Origin of the sequence: Stenotrophomonas pictorum JCM 9942 (genome assembly GCF_001431585.1) — a bacterium.
Lineage (GTDB): Bacteria > Pseudomonadota > Gammaproteobacteria > Xanthomonadales > Xanthomonadaceae > Stenotrophomonas > Stenotrophomonas pictorum.
Map to the genome: position 1 here is coordinate 38410 of NZ_LLXS01000030.1, position 15342 is coordinate 53751.

The 15342-nt window shown below is 68.2% G+C and carries 14 protein-coding genes; 8 read left to right on the forward strand and 6 right to left on the reverse strand.

All coding sequences use genetic code 11. The features are described from left to right. Positions 1-199 precede the first annotated feature (199 nt). The 4 genes from ARC78_RS10580 (at position 200) to sppA (ending at position 5239) form a co-directional block, all read left to right on the forward strand. On the forward strand, positions 200-1198 hold the full coding sequence (locus ARC78_RS10580; RefSeq protein WP_057506266.1) for a hypothetical protein: 999 nt from the start codon (positions 200-202) through the stop codon (positions 1196-1198). Further along, entirely contained in the window at positions 1185-1751 is a 567-nt protein-coding gene (locus ARC78_RS10585) for a DUF3106 domain-containing protein (protein WP_057506267.1), read from the forward strand. The genes ARC78_RS10580 and ARC78_RS10585 overlap by 14 nt, the downstream gene beginning before the upstream one ends. Positions 1752-1897: 146 nt before the next feature. Further along, on the forward strand, positions 1898-3262 hold the full coding sequence (locus ARC78_RS10590) for an MATE family efflux transporter (RefSeq protein ID WP_054660493.1): 1365 nt from the start codon (positions 1898-1900) through the stop codon (positions 3260-3262). A gap of 69 nt (positions 3263-3331) precedes the next feature. Beyond that, positions 3332-5239, forward strand: coding sequence for a signal peptide peptidase SppA (sppA, locus tag ARC78_RS10595; protein ID WP_057506268.1), 1908 nt, complete (start codon positions 3332-3334; stop codon positions 5237-5239). Between the two features lie 76 nt (positions 5240-5315). Here the strand turns inward: sppA and ARC78_RS10600 are convergent, their stop codons facing one another. Then, the gene (locus tag ARC78_RS10600; RefSeq protein WP_054659417.1) at positions 5316-5546 is read right to left on the reverse strand and encodes a hypothetical protein; all 231 of its coding nucleotides are present in this window, start codon (positions 5544-5546) and stop codon (positions 5316-5318) included. 92 nt (positions 5547-5638) lie between these two features. Here ARC78_RS10600 and ARC78_RS10605 point away from each other — a divergent pair, with 92 nt between their 5' ends. The 4 genes from ARC78_RS10605 to ARC78_RS10620 all read left to right on the forward strand — a co-directional run bounded on the left by ARC78_RS10605 (position 5639) and on the right by ARC78_RS10620 (position 9511). Next, the gene (locus tag ARC78_RS10605; protein WP_054659419.1) at positions 5639-6415 is read left to right on the forward strand and encodes an SDR family oxidoreductase; all 777 of its coding nucleotides are present in this window, start codon (positions 5639-5641) and stop codon (positions 6413-6415) included. An 89-nt stretch (positions 6416-6504) separates the two neighbouring features. Then, a complete protein-coding gene (locus ARC78_RS10610) occupies positions 6505-7560 on the forward strand; it encodes a type 1 glutamine amidotransferase domain-containing protein (RefSeq protein ID WP_054659421.1) in 1056 nt (351 codons plus the stop codon). A 33-nt stretch (positions 7561-7593) separates the two neighbouring features. Continuing rightward, positions 7594-8307 (forward strand): response regulator transcription factor, encoded by a 714-nt coding sequence (locus ARC78_RS10615; protein ID WP_054659423.1) that lies wholly within the window; start codon positions 7594-7596, stop codon positions 8305-8307. Beyond that, on the forward strand, positions 8294-9511 hold the full coding sequence (locus tag ARC78_RS10620) for a sensor histidine kinase (RefSeq protein WP_145974320.1): 1218 nt from the start codon (positions 8294-8296) through the stop codon (positions 9509-9511). The genes ARC78_RS10615 and ARC78_RS10620 overlap by 14 nt, the downstream gene beginning before the upstream one ends. Here the strand turns inward: ARC78_RS10620 and ARC78_RS10625 are convergent. The 5 genes from ARC78_RS10625 to ARC78_RS10645 form a co-directional block, all read right to left on the reverse strand. Further along, a complete protein-coding gene (locus ARC78_RS10625; RefSeq protein ID WP_057506269.1) occupies positions 9505-10194 on the reverse strand; it encodes a DUF4124 domain-containing protein in 690 nt (229 codons plus the stop codon). The two genes, ARC78_RS10620 and ARC78_RS10625, sit on opposite strands and share 7 nt — an antisense overlap. 52 nt (positions 10195-10246) lie before the next feature. Further along, a complete protein-coding gene (tsaC, locus tag ARC78_RS10630) occupies positions 10247-10807 on the reverse strand; it encodes an L-threonylcarbamoyladenylate synthase type 1 TsaC (protein WP_057506270.1) in 561 nt (186 codons plus the stop codon). A 135-nt stretch (positions 10808-10942) separates the two neighbouring features. After that, positions 10943-13447 (reverse strand): DNA topoisomerase I, encoded by a 2505-nt coding sequence (locus tag ARC78_RS10635; protein WP_054659378.1) that lies wholly within the window; start codon positions 13445-13447, stop codon positions 10943-10945. A gap of 192 nt (positions 13448-13639) precedes the next feature. Beyond that, entirely contained in the window at positions 13640-14569 is a 930-nt protein-coding gene (locus ARC78_RS10640; RefSeq protein ID WP_057506271.1) for an RDD family protein, read from the reverse strand. A gap of 30 nt (positions 14570-14599) precedes the next feature. Continuing rightward, entirely contained in the window at positions 14600-15307 is a 708-nt protein-coding gene (locus ARC78_RS10645; RefSeq protein WP_054659380.1) for a pilin, read from the reverse strand. Between the last annotated feature and the right edge of the window lie 35 nt (positions 15308-15342).

A 15342-nucleotide genomic window follows, 5' to 3' on the forward strand; every position in this document is an offset into this window, starting at 1 on the left:
TAGTCTTTTAAAATCAATAACTTGTTCGTGAAACAAAAGCTAAACCCGGTCCTGGCCCAGCCCGGGCGGGAAAATCACCGCAGCGTATTGACGCTGTGCACAAGTTGCGGCAGACCGGTCGGCGGCGGTGCTGCCGGCATGCTCGCCACGGCGGTGGCGCAGGTGCGCTGGGTATCATGCGCAGGATGATGGAGTTCACATGATGGCCGCACCCGCCCCCCTGGCCCCGGCCGCCGCCAATGCGCTGGCGGCGTTTTTGCGTGGCGTCGAGCGGCGTGCGCTGGTGGTGGCGCAATTGCAGGCCGGTGACGACGCCGTGGCCGCCCGCGCGGTGGCCGTGGCGATGCGTGCCTTTGCCGGCCATGCCGCCGATCTGCCCATGGTGGACTGGCCGGCGCGGTTCTGGGGATTGCTGTGCAGCACACCCCAGCTGCTGGCGCCGCCCGCGGGCGGGCAGTGGCCGGTGCCGCTGCGTCACCTCCAGCAGCTGGCCGCGGCCGACCGGCTGGCGCTGCTGCTGCGTATCGGTGCCGGGCTGGACGAGGCGATCGCCGCACCGGTGCTGGGAGTGTCGATCGAGGCCTACCGGCAGGCGCTGGCCGGGGCCTGCCCGCTCGATGCCGGCGGCTATCCCGATGCTGCCGGTTGGCGCGCGCTGGCCGAACAGGTCCAGACCCAGGTGCGCGACCTGGCAGCGGCCCGGGTGCTGCAGCTGGAACAGCTGCGCGAATCGCTGACCGGCGACGCGCCGGTGGCCAAACCGGCCGCCGCGACCGCTGCGCCGATGACCCGCCCGCGCGCGGCCACCGCGCGCAAGCCGCGTCCACGCTGGAGCTGGCGCACCTGGCTGCTGCTGTGTCTGCCGTTGCTGCTGCTGGTGGTGGTGGCGCTGTGGGCCTGGCGGGGTGGCCCGCGCGGCGCGGCGGCTGCGGCGCCGGCCGATGGCGTGTTGACCGACAACGGCCCGGTCCAGGTTGAAGCCCTGGACGATGACAGTACTCCGGCCCCGCCGGCGGCCGACGTTCCTGCCGCCGATGCGGCGATGCTGGCCGATCCGGAGCTGGCGCTGGCCCGCGAGGCCGACTTCCATGCCTGGGTAGCTGCCGGCGGCCCGTTGCCGGTGGACGAATCGCAGCCGCAACCAAGCCGCCCGGAACCGGCCACCGCCGCCCTTGAGACGGTCGATGCGGAAAACTGAGCGAGTGCTGCTGGGCTGTCTGCTGTGGTTGTCGCTGGCCGTGGCTGCCGCGCCCCCGCCTGGCCTGCCTGGCCTGCCGCCGGCCGCACCACCGGCGCCAAGGGCCGATCCGGCCGCCGGCTGGTCGGCGCTGGCCCCGGCGCAGCAGCGTGACCTGCGCGCGCGCTATGCCGCGTGGCGGGCGTTGCCGGAAAGCGAGCGCCAGCGCATCCGCCAGGCCGCCGCGCGCGTGGCCGCTTTGTCCGCCGCCGAGCGCGACGCCCTGCGCGCGCGTTTTGCCGGTCAGGACCAGTTGCATCGCGACGGCTGGCGGCTGGGCCCGCAACTGGGCGCGCTGTATCCCAAACTGCAGCCGCTGCTGGGCTACGTGCCGGCCGAGCAGCGTGAGCCGCTGCTCACCCTGTTGCGGCAGCTCGACCCCGAGCAGCTGGCGCAGCTGACCCTGATCGCCCAGCGCACCCCGCCGCAGGACCGCGCTGAACTGCGCGCGCAGCTGCTGGGGGTGTCCGCGGCCGGCCGCAGCGCGTGGTTGCGCGAGAAAGTCGGTCACTGAGCCGGCCGGTGCGGCCCGCCAGTTGATCCGTTGTTCATCGCCCGGCGCCCCGGACTGCGGCCGGCGCATGTAAAATGCGCGGCTTCCGCGACCCGGCACCTGTGCGCTTTCCGCGCCGGCCGCAGTCCGCGTCTGTCCTGTTCCTTATGTCTACCGCCACCGCCACGCCGCGCTTCCTCGACGAAGTGCGGACGACCGGTCTGCTCGCGTTGCCGCTGGTTCTGGGCCATGTCTCGACCGGTCTGATCGCTTTCGTTGACAACACCATCGCCGGCCACCACGGCACCGACACCTTTGCCGCGGTCAGTATCGGTACCGCGCTGCTGTGGCTGCCGATGCTGGTGCCGATCGGCACCCTGATCTCGCTCACCGCCTCGGTCTCGCAGCTAAACGGTGCCGGCCGCGCGCGTGAAATCGGCCCGCTGTTCCGCCAGGCGCTGTGGCTGGGCGTGGGCCTGAGTGCGCTGATGTTCGTGTTCCTGAGCGGGGTGCCGGCATTGCTGCCGGCGTTCGGGATTGCCGCAGATATCGTGCCCGGCGCCACCGGTTTCCTGCATGCCATCCGCTGGGGTGTGCCGGCATTGACGCTGTATTTCTGCATGCGTTACCTCAGTGAAGGCATGCATTGGACCTTGCCGACCATGCTGATCGGCTTCGGCGGCCTGCTGGTGCTGGGGCCACTGGGTTACGCGTTGTGCAACGGCAAGGCCGGCTTCCCGGAGCTGGGCGCCGCAGGCCTGGGCATCGCCTCGGCCGTGACCATGTGGGTGCAGGCGCTGGCCTTCGCCAGCTACCTGGCCCTGACCCGGCGGTTCGCACACCTCGGGCTGTTCACGCACTTCGAGCTGCCGCGCATGGCCGCGATCTGGGACCTGTTGCGTACCGGTCTGCCGATCGGCATCACCGTGTTGATGGAAGGCGGTCTGTTCATCATCACCGCGCTGCTGATCGGCCGCATCGGCGCCACCGAGGCCAGCGCCCACCAGATCGCGATCAACGTGGCGCAGCTGTGCTTCATGATTCCGATGGGGGTGGCCGAGGCCACCACGGTGCGGGTCGGCCATGCGGTGGGCAGCAATGATCCGCTGGGGGTGCGCCGGGCCACCTGGGCCGGCTACGCCATCGTGCTGGTGACCCAGCTGGTGTCGATCAGCGCCCTGCTGCTTGGCCATGACGCGGTGGTGGGCCTGTATACCGACGACCTGGCGGTGGCGGCCTTGGCGTCGACCTTGCTGCTGTACGCGGCAACGTTCCAGATCCCCGATGGCATCCAGGTGCTCTCGGCCGGCGCGCTGCGCGGCTTGAAGGACACCCGGGTGCCGATGTTCATCGCCATGTTCGCCTACTGGGGCGTGGGCATGCCGGTCGGTGCCGGCCTGGGCCTGGGTCTGGGCTGGGGTCCGCAGGGCATGTGGGTCGGCTTGATTATCGGTTTGACCGTGGCCGCGCTGCTGCTGGGCTGGCGGCTGCGGATCAGCAGCCGGCGGCTGCTCGTCCGTGCGGCACCCTGACTTGAAGCCCATGCCCGGCGCCGCCGGTTGTGGGTATCCTGCTTTGCAACAAGCCCCTCTGGAGCGTTCATGAATCCCCCCCCGATTCCGCGTCGCAACCCCATCGCCAGCTTCTTCATCGGGCTGTGGGATGTGATGAATTTCACCCGCCGGTTGATCCTCAACCTGGTGTTCTTCGGTCTGCTGTTGCTGGTGCTGATGGTGTTCGTGGCGGCGCTGGGCATGAGCGCGTCTTCGGCCAAGGTGCTGCACGAACGCACCACGCTGGTGATCGCCCCCGAGGGCCGGCTGGTGGAGCAGTACAGCACCGATCCGGTCAGCCGCGCGCTGGGCAAGGCGCTGGGCGATACCGGCGCCGAGGAGATCCAGCTGCGTGACCTGATCCGCGGCATCGAGGCGGCCAGGGACGACAAGAAGATCGAGCGGGTGGTGCTGAATCTGGACAAGCTCCAGCCCAGCGGCTTCGCCTCGATGCGCGAGGTGGCCGCGGCGCTGCAGGAGCTGCGTGCAGCCAACAAGCAGGTGGTGGCCTTCAGCGAAAACCTGAACCAGTCGCAGTACCTGCTGGCCGCGCAGGCCGACGAGATCTATCTGGACCCGATGGGCGGGCTGCTGCTGGAAGGCCTGGGCCGCTACCGCCAGTACTTCCGCACCGGCCTGCAGGACAAGCTGGGCGTGGACGTGCACCTGTTCAAGGTCGGCCAGTTCAAGTCCGCCGCCGAACCCTATGTACTCGATGCCGCCTCGCCGCAGGCCAAGGAAGCGGACCTGTTCTGGATGAACGACGTGTGGCAGCGCTACCTGGCCGACATCGCCACCGCGCGCAAGCTCGACCCCGCGCAGCTGGCCGCCGGCATCGACACGCTGCCCGAAGGCATCGCCGCGGCCGAGGGCGACCTGGCCCGGTTCGCGCTGCAGCAGAAGCTGGTCGATGGCCTGAAGACGCGCGAGGAAGTGGACACGCTGCTGACCGAGCGCGGGGTGGCCGACAGCGATGCCGACGGCGGCTATCGCCAGATCGCGCTGGCCGACTATCTGACCCAGATCGACGCCCTCCGCTCGCCGATGGACTCGCGTCCGCAGGTCGCGGTGATCGTGGCCGAAGGCGAGATCGCCGGCGGCGACCTGCCGGCCGGGCGTATCGGCGGGGTGTCGACCTCGGCGCTGCTGCGCGAGGCGCGCGACGATGAGGACGTCAAGGCGGTGGTGCTGCGGGTCGATTCGCCCGGCGGTGAGGTGTTCGCCTCCGAGCAGATCCGCCGCGAAGTGGATGCGCTCAAGGCCGCCGGCAAGCCGGTGGTGGTGTCGATGGGCGATCTGGCCGCGTCCGGTGGCTACTGGATCAGTATGAACGCCGATCGCATCTATGCCGACGAATCCACCATCACCGGCTCGATCGGCATTTTCGGGATGATTCCGAACCTGACCCGCAGCCTGGACAAGATCGGCGTGCATACCGACGGCGTGGGCACCACCCGCTTCGCCGGCGCGTTCGACATCACCCGGCCGATGGACCCGGCGGTGGGCCAGGTGATCCAGTCGGTGATCAACAAGGGCTATGCCGACTTCACCGGCAAGGTCGCGCAGGCGCGCAACAAGAGCGTCGAAGCGGTGGACGAAGTGGCCCAGGGCCGCGTGTGGAGCGGGGCGCAGGCCAAGGAGCGTGGTCTGGTCGACGCGTTCGGTGGGCTCAAGGCCGCCGTGGCCGATGCCGCCACCCGCGCCAAGCTGGGCGAGTCCGGCAAGTACCGGGTGCGCTACATCGAGAAGGCCGCTACCCCGTTCGCGCAGTTCATGACCGGCTTTGCCGGCAGCCGCGCCGGGGCCTGGATGCTGGCCGATTCGGGTATCGCGCGGATGATGCTGGCCAAGCAGATGCCGGAGCTGGACACCCAGCTGCGCTTTGTCGAAGACGCGGTCAAAGACCGCAACGGTGCGCCGGTGAAGTCGCTGGCCTACTGTTTCTGCGGCCTGTGACCGGCCGCGCCTGATCCAACCGGGCCGCGTGGGCGGCCCCTTGGATGACCCCAGACGCCGCCCTTTCCGGGCGGCGTTACTGTTTGCGGGTATCGGCGCTGGCCGCATCCAGCGCGGCGCGCTGCGCCTTGGCGGCCTCATCCACGGCGGTCTGTGCGGCCTTGGCCTGTTCCAGCGGCCGGGCGATGGCCTCGCGCAGCGCGGTGGCTTGCGGTTCGGGAGGGCGTTCGGTGTCCGGTGGCTGCGGCTTGCCACAGGCCGAAAGAGCCGCTGTCGCCAGCAGCAGGATCAGCGCGGGAAATTTCATGGGCCGGCTCCGTGGATGACAGCGGCTATCCTAGCGCTATCGCCCAGGCGCGCCGTTTGTGGCGCTGCAGCGGCACAAACGAGGAGAATAGGGTGAACCCGCAACGCTGGCGACTGGATGGACAAACTGCCCTGGTGACCGGCGCCAGTGCCGGCATCGGCCTGGCGATCGCGCGCGAGCTGCTGGGGCTGGGCGCCGACGTGCTGATCGTCGGCCGCGATGCCGATGCGCTGGAAACTGTGCGTGATGAACTGGCCGACACCTTTCCCGATCGCGAGATCCATGCGCTTGCGGCTGATGTTTCCAGCGACGAGGACCGCCACGAGATCCTGGACTGGGTCGAAGACCACAGCGACGGCCTGCACCTGCTGGTCAACAACGCCGGCGGCAACGTCACCCGCGCGGCCAACGACTATTCCGAACAGGAGTGGCGCGGCATCTTCGAGACCAACCTGTTCTCGGCCTTCGAGCTGTGCCGTTACGCCCATCCGCTGCTGACCCGCCATGCGTCCTCGGCCATCGTCAATGTTGGCAGCGTGTCGGGCATCACCCATGTGCGCAGCGGCGTGGTCTACGGCATGACCAAGGCGGCGCTGCAGCAGATGACCCGCAACCTGGCCTGCGAGTGGGCCGAGGACGGCATCCGCGTGAACTCGGTGGCGCCGTGGTACATCCGCACCCGCCGCACCTCCGGGCCGCTGTCGGACCCGGACTACTACGACGAGGTGATCGCGCGCACGCCGATGCGGCGGATCGGCGAACCGGAGGAAGTGGCCTCGGCGGTCGGCTTCCTGTGCCTGCCGGCGTCGAGCTATGTCACCGGCGAATGCATCGCGGTGGACGGCGGCTTCCTGCGTTACGGGTTCTGAACGTACGCGCGGTGGATTGATCTTCGTTCTACATTGCCGCTGCATCGTGGTCGCGTCTTTGAAACAGGGCGTGACCCGGGGAGTGGAACATGTGGCGTTGGATCAAGCGGTTGTTGCTGGCCGTGACGGTAATCATGGCGGTGCTTGCGGTCGGTGCAGGCCTGTACCTGCACAGCCTGGATCTGGGCAGCCAGCCCCCGGTTGACCCGCGCAGCAGCGTGGCCGAGCTGGCGTTTGTGCGCGACGCGCCAGCACCGACGCGCGGCCGGATCTTGGCCGTGGTCAGCAGCGCCGGGCACTTCCCCGGCACCGGAAAGCCTGCCGGCTTTGAGCTCACTGAACTGTCGCGTGCCTATTACACCTTCATCGCCAACGGCTACGCGGTGGACATCGCCAGTCCGCAGGGCGGCTCCCCGCCGATGCGTGTGGATGACGAGGACATGGTCGCGGCCGACCACGCTTTCCTCAACGACGTGCCAGCGCGGGCCATGCTTGCCGCCAGCTTGCCGCTGGAGCAGGTGGATGCGTCGCGTTACGCAGCGGTGTACTTCGTCGGCGGCAAGGGGGCGATGTTCGATTTTCCCGGCAACACCGCGATCGCGCGGATCGTGCGCCACATCCATGGCGCCGGAGGAGTGATCGGTGCTGTCTGCCACGGCCCGGCGGCATTGCTTGATGTCACCCTCGACGATGGCACCTCGCTGCTGCAGGGGCGCAGTGTCACTGGCTTCACCAATGCCGAGGAACTGTTCCTGATGAAAGATGCGCGGCAGCGTTTCGATGCGCTGCTGCAGGATGCGCTGGTTCGGCGGGGCGCACGTTTCGTCGAAGGTGGCCTGTACTTGGACAACACCGTGGTCGATCGCCGGCTGGTGACCGGGCAGAACCCGTGGTCGACCTGGTCGGTGGCCGAGGCGATGGTGAAAGCGCTTGGCCATGTGCCAGTTCCGCGCGAGGCGACCGGAGAGGAGCAGGCGGTGAGGGTGATGGAGGCGTACCGCCGGGGCGGCATTGATGTCGCTTTGAAGGCCCTGCAGTCAGCCCCCGGGGCCGACAAACGATTGCTGCTGATGCATGCATTGGTGGCCGCGATGCAGGGGCATTGGGGCGATGCGTGGTACTTGCAACGCTTGGCGCATGGATGACTACACTCGCGGGGGAACCAACGGGAACAGACAATGATGCTGCGCACACCACCTCTGCGGCTGTTGCTGGTGGAAGACGATGTCGATATCGCTGCCGGCATCGGTGACTACCTTGGCAGCCATGGCGTGGTGGTCGACTTCGCCTACAACGCTGCACAGGCCCGTGCGCGTCTGCAGGCGCAGTCGTTCGACCTGCTGGTTCTGGACGTGAATCTGCCCGACCAGAACGGCATGGCGCTGTGTCAATCGCTGAAGTGCGAAGGTGGCTTGCGTTCGCCTGTGTTGTTCCTCACCGCGCGCGGTGCGCTGGATGACAAGCTTGCGGCATTCGCGGCCGGTGCGGTGGATTACATGGTCAAGCCGTTCGCGCCGGCGGAACTGTTGGCACGTATCCGTGCCATTGCCACGCACGCGGCGGACACCGGCAGCCTGCAGCTGCGCGTCGGCACCTACGTACTGGATATCCAGCGACACCTGCTGCAGCGCGACGGCGACCACGCGTTACCGTTGCATGCCACCGGCTTCGTGCTGATGCACGAGCTGATGAAGGCCTGTCCGGGTTTCGTGTCGCGACCGGCTTTGTGTGAGCGCCTGTGGCAGGGAGAGCCGCCGCATAGCGATCCGTTGCGCATGCATGTCTACCAGCTCCGACAGCACTGTCTGAGGGTATTCGGCACACCGCTGGTCGCCACTGTGCGCGGCGTCGGCTACCGCTTCAGTGAGGGGGCGACGGATGCTTCGGCGTAGCCTGCGGCAGGTGCTGGTCCGCCGCTGGATGCTTTTTGGCGCATTGTTGTCGCTGCTGTTTGCCGGCGTCACCTTGCTGCTGTTGTTCGTGCTGGAGGACAGCTTCATCGACCGGCGGCTGCAGACGTTGGCGGCAACGCTGCCGGCAGGTGCGCAGGCAGTGCCCCTGCCTGTGCACTTCCAGTTGATCCCGCTCGCGCACCTCCCGGCACGGGAGCAGCAGCGACTGGGCGACCAGGCCGTCGGCACCATGGCGGAGTTCCGTCGCGATGATGGTCGTTACGCGCACGCGCTGGTGGTGCCGGCGGAAAACGGCACGCGTGCGGTACTGCTGTACGACGTGACCGGTGAGCTCACCGTCACCGCCGGCCTGCCGACCGGCCTGGCTTACGCCGCTGCGGTGTTCACGCTGACCTTGCTGTGCGCGTGGTTGCTGGCCAGTGCTTTCGTCGGCGGCGCGGAACGGCACGCGCGGCGATTGGTGGCGCAGGTGCGTGCGGCACCGGACCCGGCGAGCCTGGAGTCACTGGCGCGCGATGAACCGGTCAGCGAGTTCGCCGAGGTCCTGCAGCTGCATGCCGAGGTCTGGCGTGGCAGGCACGAGGTGGTCGAACGTGAGCGGGAAACACTGGCTTTCCTCGCGCACGAGCTGCGCACGCCGTTGCAGTCGGCGCGCACCAGTCTGGCTCTGCTGGAAGAAGCGGAGGCCGCATCGCCGGCGTTGCAGCGCCTGCAACGTGCGCTGTCGCGGCTGGAGCGCGCGGGCAACGCGATCCTCTGGTTGTCCAGCGAGACGACGCTGACGGGCCGCCAGTACACGCATGTTGCTTCAGCGCTGCGGCAGCTGACCGACGAGCTGCAGCCGCTGGCGGCGCTGCGCATGCAGTCCTTCCGCATCAGCGTCCCACCGGTATTGCAGTGGGATGCGCCGTGGGAGGCCGTCGAGACCCTGCTCGCCAACCTGCTGCTCAACGCGATCCAACATGGCGGTGCTGGAGTGATCGTAGTGGAGGCCGAAGCCTCGCGGGTGGAGATACGGAATCCGCCGGCGGCCAGCGATGCGCCCGGTTTCGGGCTCGGTCTGAGCATCGCGCAGCGGTTGGCCAGGCGTATTGGCTGGCAACTGGAGATGCACACGGCGGCGGAGTGGGTCTGCTGCGAATTGCATTGGCCGGACCGGCATCCGACCGGGCAGGATCAGTAGCCGCCGCAATCCTGATCCAGTCGCGCCTCGATGCCGCGTTGCTCGCGCACCAGCTGCTGGCGCTCGCTCTGCAGGGCGCTGTTGTAGCGGCGGATCAGTTCCCAGCGGCGGTCTTTCAGGCGCGCGCAGACTTCCTGCGGCGGCAGCGCATGGCAGCGGTCGCGCACCAGGGTCGAACCCAGCGGCACGATCGCGCCGCCCGGGTGGGGCCGGTGGTGCCCGCTGTCCGGCCCCGGCCCCGGAGTCGGGCCTGGACCTGGACCTGGACTTGGCGGGCGCGGCCCATGTCCGGGATGCGGCATCCGGCCGAAGCCCCAGACCGGCACCCAACGTGGATTGCCCTCGTTGCTGTCGCTGGTGTAACGCTCGCCCTCGGCGGTGACGCATTCGTACATCGGCTGCGGCGGCTGCACGGTGACCACCCGCACCTCACGCTCGATGACCGGCGCAGGGGCGCGCTGGACGGGCTCTGCCGGCCGCGGCGGCGGGTCCTTGGGGCGTTGCATGTCCCGTACCTGCTGCTGGCGTGCGCCGCCGCAGGGGGCGTCCTGCAGCGACACCGCGCCGTTGGCAGCCACGCAGCGGTAGATGCGCACGTTGTCGGTCACCGCAGGTGGATCGGCCGCGCGGGCCATCGCGGCCGACGCGGTCAGGGCGCACAGCAGGAGCAGACGCGGGGACATGCCGCCATAGTGCCGCGTGGTGGCGCCGGCGCAAGCCCCGGGCACGGCGCGGTCAGTCGCGCAGCACCTGGCCGGTGGCGGCGACGCGGATGCGGGTGGGCTGGGCCAGGCCGCCGGTGGTGCCATCGAGCAGGCCATCGAGCTGGGCCAGCAGCGCCGGATCCAGCTGTTCACGGCTGCGGGCCGGCGGGGCACCGGCCAGGTTGGCGCTGGTGGACACCAGTGGCCCGCCCCAGGCGGTGCACAGCGCCTGCACCAGCGGGTGGGCACTGACCCGTACCGCGATGCCGGTGTGCTGCCCGGTGATCCAGCGCGGCGCCCGTGCGCCGGCCGGGACGATCCAGGTGTTGGCGCCGGGCCAGCTGTCCAGCACCGCCTGGCGGCGCTCGCCGGCCAGGGCCTCCAGCCGCACCCAGCCCTCGAGCTGGACCGGATCGGCGGCCACCAGGATCATGCCCTTCTCGACCGGGCGCTGCTTCAGCGCCAGCAGCTTCAGCACCGCCGTCTCGTTGGCCGGATCGCAGCCCAGGCCCCAGACCGCTTCGGTCGGGTAGGCGATTACCGCACCGGCCTGCAATGCCGGGACGACGGTTTCCAGATCCAGTTCAATCATGCTCAGCACCGTTGGACGCGCCGCGCGGGACTGCGCGGGCGCTTGCGAGGGGGCCGCAGACAACAAGGCCGCCCATGGGCGGCCTCATGCGGAACAGCGATTATCCGCCTGCCGCGCGGGCAGGGGAAATCCCGGTCAGAACGGCGGGGCGTCGTCGACGGCCGTCGCCTTCACCGTCTTCTTGGCGACGGTTTTCTTGGTGGCTTTCTTGGCCGCGGTCTTCTTGGTGGCGGCTTTTTTGCTCGCCGCCTTCTTGGCCGGGGCCTTCTTTGCGGCGGTCTTCTTCGGCGCCGCCTCCTTCTTCACCGCGGTCTTCTTGGCGGCGGTCTTCTTGCCGAAGCCCTTGCGTACCGGCTTGCCGGTTTCGGCCATCAGCTGCTCGACCTCGGCCAGGGTCAGCGAGGCCGGCTCGCGGTCCTTGGGAATCTTGCCGTTGAGCTTGCCGTCGCTGATGTACGGGCCGAAACGGCCGTTGAGCACCTGGATCTCCGAGCCCTCGAACTCCTTGATGATGCGGTTGCGCGCGATTTCTTCCTTCTCCTCGATCAGGAAGATGGCGCGGGCCAGATCGATCTTGTACGGGTCGTCTTCCTTGGTCAGCGAGGCGTAGGTGCTGCCGCGCTTGGCGAACGGACCGAAGCGGCCGATGCCGACGGTGACTTCCTCGCCGTTGGCGTCGGCGCCCAGCTTGCGCGGCATGTCGAACAGCTTCAGCGCATCTTCCAGCGAGATCGAATAGATGCTCTGGCCCGGCTGCAGCGAGGCGAACTTGGGTTTGTCCTCGTCATCGACCGTGCCGATCTGCACCATCGGCCCGAACCGGCCGATACGCGCGCTGACTTCCTTGCCGCTGGCCGGGTCCACGCCCAGCACACGGGCGCTGCCGGCGTCGGTGCGGTCCAGCGATTCGCTCTTGTCGCTGACCAGCTCCTTGAACGGGCCCCAGAAGCGCTCCATCAGCGGCACCCACTCCTCTTCGCCGCGCGACACCGCATCGAGCTCGTCCTCGAGTTTGGCGGTGAAGTCGTAATCGACGTAGCGGGTGAAGTGGCTGGACAGGAACTTGCTGACCGCGCGGCCGACGTCGGTGGGCTTGAAGCTGCGACCTTCCATCTCGGTGTACTTGCGGAACAGCAGGGTCTGGATGATCGAGGCGTAGGTCGACGGACGGCCGATACCGTATTCCTCCAGCGCCTTGACCAGTGCCGCTTCGGTGAAACGCGGCGGCGGCTGGGTGAAGTGCTGGTCGGCGACGATGCGGTCCAGCGGCACGCGGTCGCCGGGCTTCATCGCCGGGAGCTTGCGGCCTTCGTCCTCGTCCTCGGCGTTCTTGCTGTCCTTGCCTTCCTCGTACACGGCCAGGAAGCCGGGCACCACCACGGTGGTGCCGCTGGCGCGGAACACGTGCTCGCTGCCGGCGGCCAGGTCGACGCTGACGGTGTTCAAGATGGCCGGAATCATCTGGCTGGCGACGGCGCGTTTCCAGATCAGCTCGTACAGCTTGCGCTCGTCGTCGGTCAGGTACTTGCCGACCTGCGCCGGCGTGCGCAACGCCGAGGTCGGGCGCACGGCTTCGTGGGCTTCCTGGGCGTTCTTGGATTTGGTGGTGTAGGTGTTGGGCTTGTCCGGCAACGAACGGGTGCCGTAGTCGCGGGCGATCACGTCGCGGATCTCGGCCAGCGCGTCCTGCGACAGGCTGACCGAGTCGGTACGCATATAGGAGATCAGGCCGACCGTGCCTTCATCGCCGATGGCCACGCCTTCATACAGTTTCTGCGCCACCTGCATGGTCTTGCGGGTGGTGAAGCCGAGCTTGCGCGAGGCTTCCTGCTGCAGCGTGGAGGTGGTGAACGGCGCGGCCGGGCGGCGCTTGCGCTCCTTGCTGGCCACGTCGGTGACGTGCAGCGCGCCCTGCGCGGCCTGCTGGATGCGCAGCCGCGCGGCTTCGGCGGTATCACCGTCGGTGACGGTGAACTGCTCGAACTTCTGTCCGTCCAGCTTGACCAGGCGGGCGTTGAAGGGCTGCGAGGGATGCGCGCAGGCCGCTTCGATACTCCAGTACTCGCGGGCGATGAAGGCTTCGATCTCCTCCTCGCGCTCGACGATCATGCGCAGCGCCGGGCTCTGCACCCGGCCGGCGGACAGGCCGCGCTGCACCTTGCGCCACAGCACCGGGGAGAGGTTGAAGCCGACCAGGTAATCCAGTGCGCGACGCGCCTGCTGCGCATCGACCAGATCGCCGGCGATGGCGCGCGGCTGGGTCATGGCCTCCTTGATCGCCCGTGGGGTGATCTCGGTGAACACCACCCGCTGCATCGGCTTGCCTTCGGCCAGCCCGCGCTCTTTCAGGATCTCGGCGATATGCCAGCTGATCGCCTCGCCCTCGCGATCCGGGTCGGTCGCCAGGAAGATGTCGTCGGCGCCCTTGGCGGCCTTGGCGATGGCTTCCACGTGCTTCTGGTTCTTTTCGATCAGGTCGTAGCGCATGGCGAAGCCGTTGTCCGGATCGACCGCGCCCTCTTTGGGAACCAGGTCCCGCACATGCCCATACGAGGCCAGGACGGTGAAGTCCTTGCCGAGGTATTTGTTGATCGTCTTGGCCTTGGCCGGCGATTCGACGATGAGCAGGTGCTTGGGCATATCAATACTTTCTTGGGGGGAGAGCGCCCCTGATCGGGGGCGCTAGGGTGGCGCAATCGCCTGCGTTAGTGAAGCGCTGCGGCCGTTCTGGATAGATTGACGCCCGGGCAGGGGCCCGGGCGTTCAGCTTTCTTCCTTATTAGAGGAATCATGCCGGACCGGCCGCTGTCAAGCGCGCCGGCGGCACGGACCTCAACTGAACTGGCTGGCGGCGATGCCGATCATGGCCAGCAGGGCGACGATAACGACCGCCATCAGCAGCCCGAAAATCGACAGGATCACGATGGTGACGGTGCCCAGGCCGCGCTGCTGCCATTCCGGATGGTCGGTGAAGGCCCATTTGTCGACCACCAGGGTGTCGCAGATCAAGTCGTGCAGACCCTGTTTGCGTTCGGTGAAGGCGGCCATCACAAAGCCGATGCACAGGATCAGGCCGCTGAGCATGGCCGCGAAGTAGCGGCCGATACCACGGGCGATGCTGATGCGCTCACCGTCCGTGCGCACCACCTTGATGCCCACGGCCATCTTGCCCAGCGTGGCCTTGCCGGCCGAGGCGTGGAAGCCGGCGTAATAGGCGGCAGCCAGGGCGATGGACAGCACGTTGGTCAGCAGCTGGATCATGATGAAACCGGCGCCCATCGCGTCGCTGCCCCCGCCGATGCCGGCCATGCCCAGGCCCAGCACCATGCCGATGACCATCGCGATCACGCCGCCGACCATGCCCACGATCACGCTGTCGATGCAGTAGGCGGCCACCCGCTTCCAGAAGCCGGCGTAGACCACTTCGCCGCCGCCAACCACCGTGCCATCGCCCGGCGAGATGCTGGCCGGTGCGGTGTAGGGGGAATGGGTCTCGTCGGCTTTCTGCAGGGAAATCGGCGTGGCGGCGGTGCCGTTCTCGATGGCCACGTAGTCCGCGCGCAGGTCGATACCTGGGCTGGCCTTTTCGATCAGCTGCAGCTCCTCGGCCATGGCCGACAGGGGCTGCCACTGGTCCATGCCTTCACGCCAGACCAGCGTGGACAGGTCCAGTTCGTTCTGGCGGAATTTTCCGCGCAGGATCCCGGCCTCCACCGGACCGTGCCTCTCGCGCTGCGCATCGGCGTAATACCACTGGCTCATCGTGTTCCCCCCGTAAATGAATGGTGTGTCTCAGCTGCGGCAGTGTAGCGGCAGAAACCTGTCGTCCACGTCCGAGCTGCACTGCCATGTCCGGGCGCCGGTGTCGTAGTCCAGCCACAGTGCCTTGCCATCGAGCTGCGGACTACCGGGCTCCCGCAACTGCGCTTCCAGCCCGCAATGGCCGTTGTCGAAGCGGCCGATGCGCACGCTGGCGATGGCGTCCTGGGCATAGCTGCCGGGCGTCCGGAAACCCTCATCGTCGTTCACCGGGCAACGCCCGTTGTGCTGCACGAAATCGCTGATTTCGATCTTCAGTGGTGCCAGTTGCCCCAGGGCCAGGCTGGCTTTGGCGCGCAGCGTGTAGGACTGGTACGCAGGCAGCGCGATGGCGGCAAGGATGCCGACGATCGCCACCAGAATGACACCGCCCACCGCGGCGATGATGCCGGCGATGGCGCAGCCGGACAGGCCCGGCTTGACTGCCGGGGCGGGCGCGCTCCCCGCAGGTGTCTGCTGAAGCGGTGGCGGCAACAGTGGGGCGGCTGTCGGCGCGGCGATCACATCGTGCAGGCCCAGTTCGGCGGCATAGCGCTGCAGCGGCTGCCAGTCGCCGGCACCTTCGCGCCACAGCAGCGTATCGGCCGCGATACGGCCGGAGCGGAACAGTTCGACGATGTTGTCATCGGTCAGCGGACCGCGCCGTTCGCGGTTGCCTTCGGCGTAGAACCACTGGCTCACGGGGATGTCCTCATGCGTCCTTGCAGGCCGCGCGG

Coding starts and splice junctions, on each gene's coding strand:
- ARC78_RS10625 (WP_057506269.1), bottom strand. CDS start 10,194: ATGTCCCCGCGTCTGCTCCTGCTGTGCGCCCTGACCGCGTCGGCCGCG.
- ARC78_RS10590 (WP_054660493.1), top strand. CDS start 1,898: ATGTCTACCGCCACCGCCACGCCGCGCTTCCTCGACGAAGTGCGGACG.
- sppA (WP_057506268.1), top strand. CDS start 3,332: ATGAATCCCCCCCCGATTCCGCGTCGCAACCCCATCGCCAGCTTCTTC.
- tsaC (WP_057506270.1), bottom strand. CDS start 10,807: ATGATTGAACTGGATCTGGAAACCGTCGTCCCGGCATTGCAGGCCGGT.
- ARC78_RS10640 (WP_057506271.1), bottom strand. CDS start 14,569: ATGAGCCAGTGGTATTACGCCGATGCGCAGCGCGAGAGGCACGGTCCG.
- ARC78_RS10600 (WP_054659417.1), bottom strand. CDS start 5,546: ATGAAATTTCCCGCGCTGATCCTGCTGCTGGCGACAGCGGCTCTTTCG.
- ARC78_RS10615 (WP_054659423.1), top strand. CDS start 7,594: ATGATGCTGCGCACACCACCTCTGCGGCTGTTGCTGGTGGAAGACGAT.
- ARC78_RS10635 (WP_054659378.1), bottom strand. CDS start 13,447: ATGCCCAAGCACCTGCTCATCGTCGAATCGCCGGCCAAGGCCAAGACG.
- ARC78_RS10580 (WP_057506266.1), top strand. CDS start 200: ATGATGGCCGCACCCGCCCCCCTGGCCCCGGCCGCCGCCAATGCGCTG.
- ARC78_RS10610 (WP_054659421.1), top strand. CDS start 6,505: ATGTGGCGTTGGATCAAGCGGTTGTTGCTGGCCGTGACGGTAATCATG.
- ARC78_RS10620 (WP_145974320.1), top strand. CDS start 8,294: ATGCTTCGGCGTAGCCTGCGGCAGGTGCTGGTCCGCCGCTGGATGCTT.
- ARC78_RS10585 (WP_057506267.1), top strand. CDS start 1,185: ATGCGGAAAACTGAGCGAGTGCTGCTGGGCTGTCTGCTGTGGTTGTCG.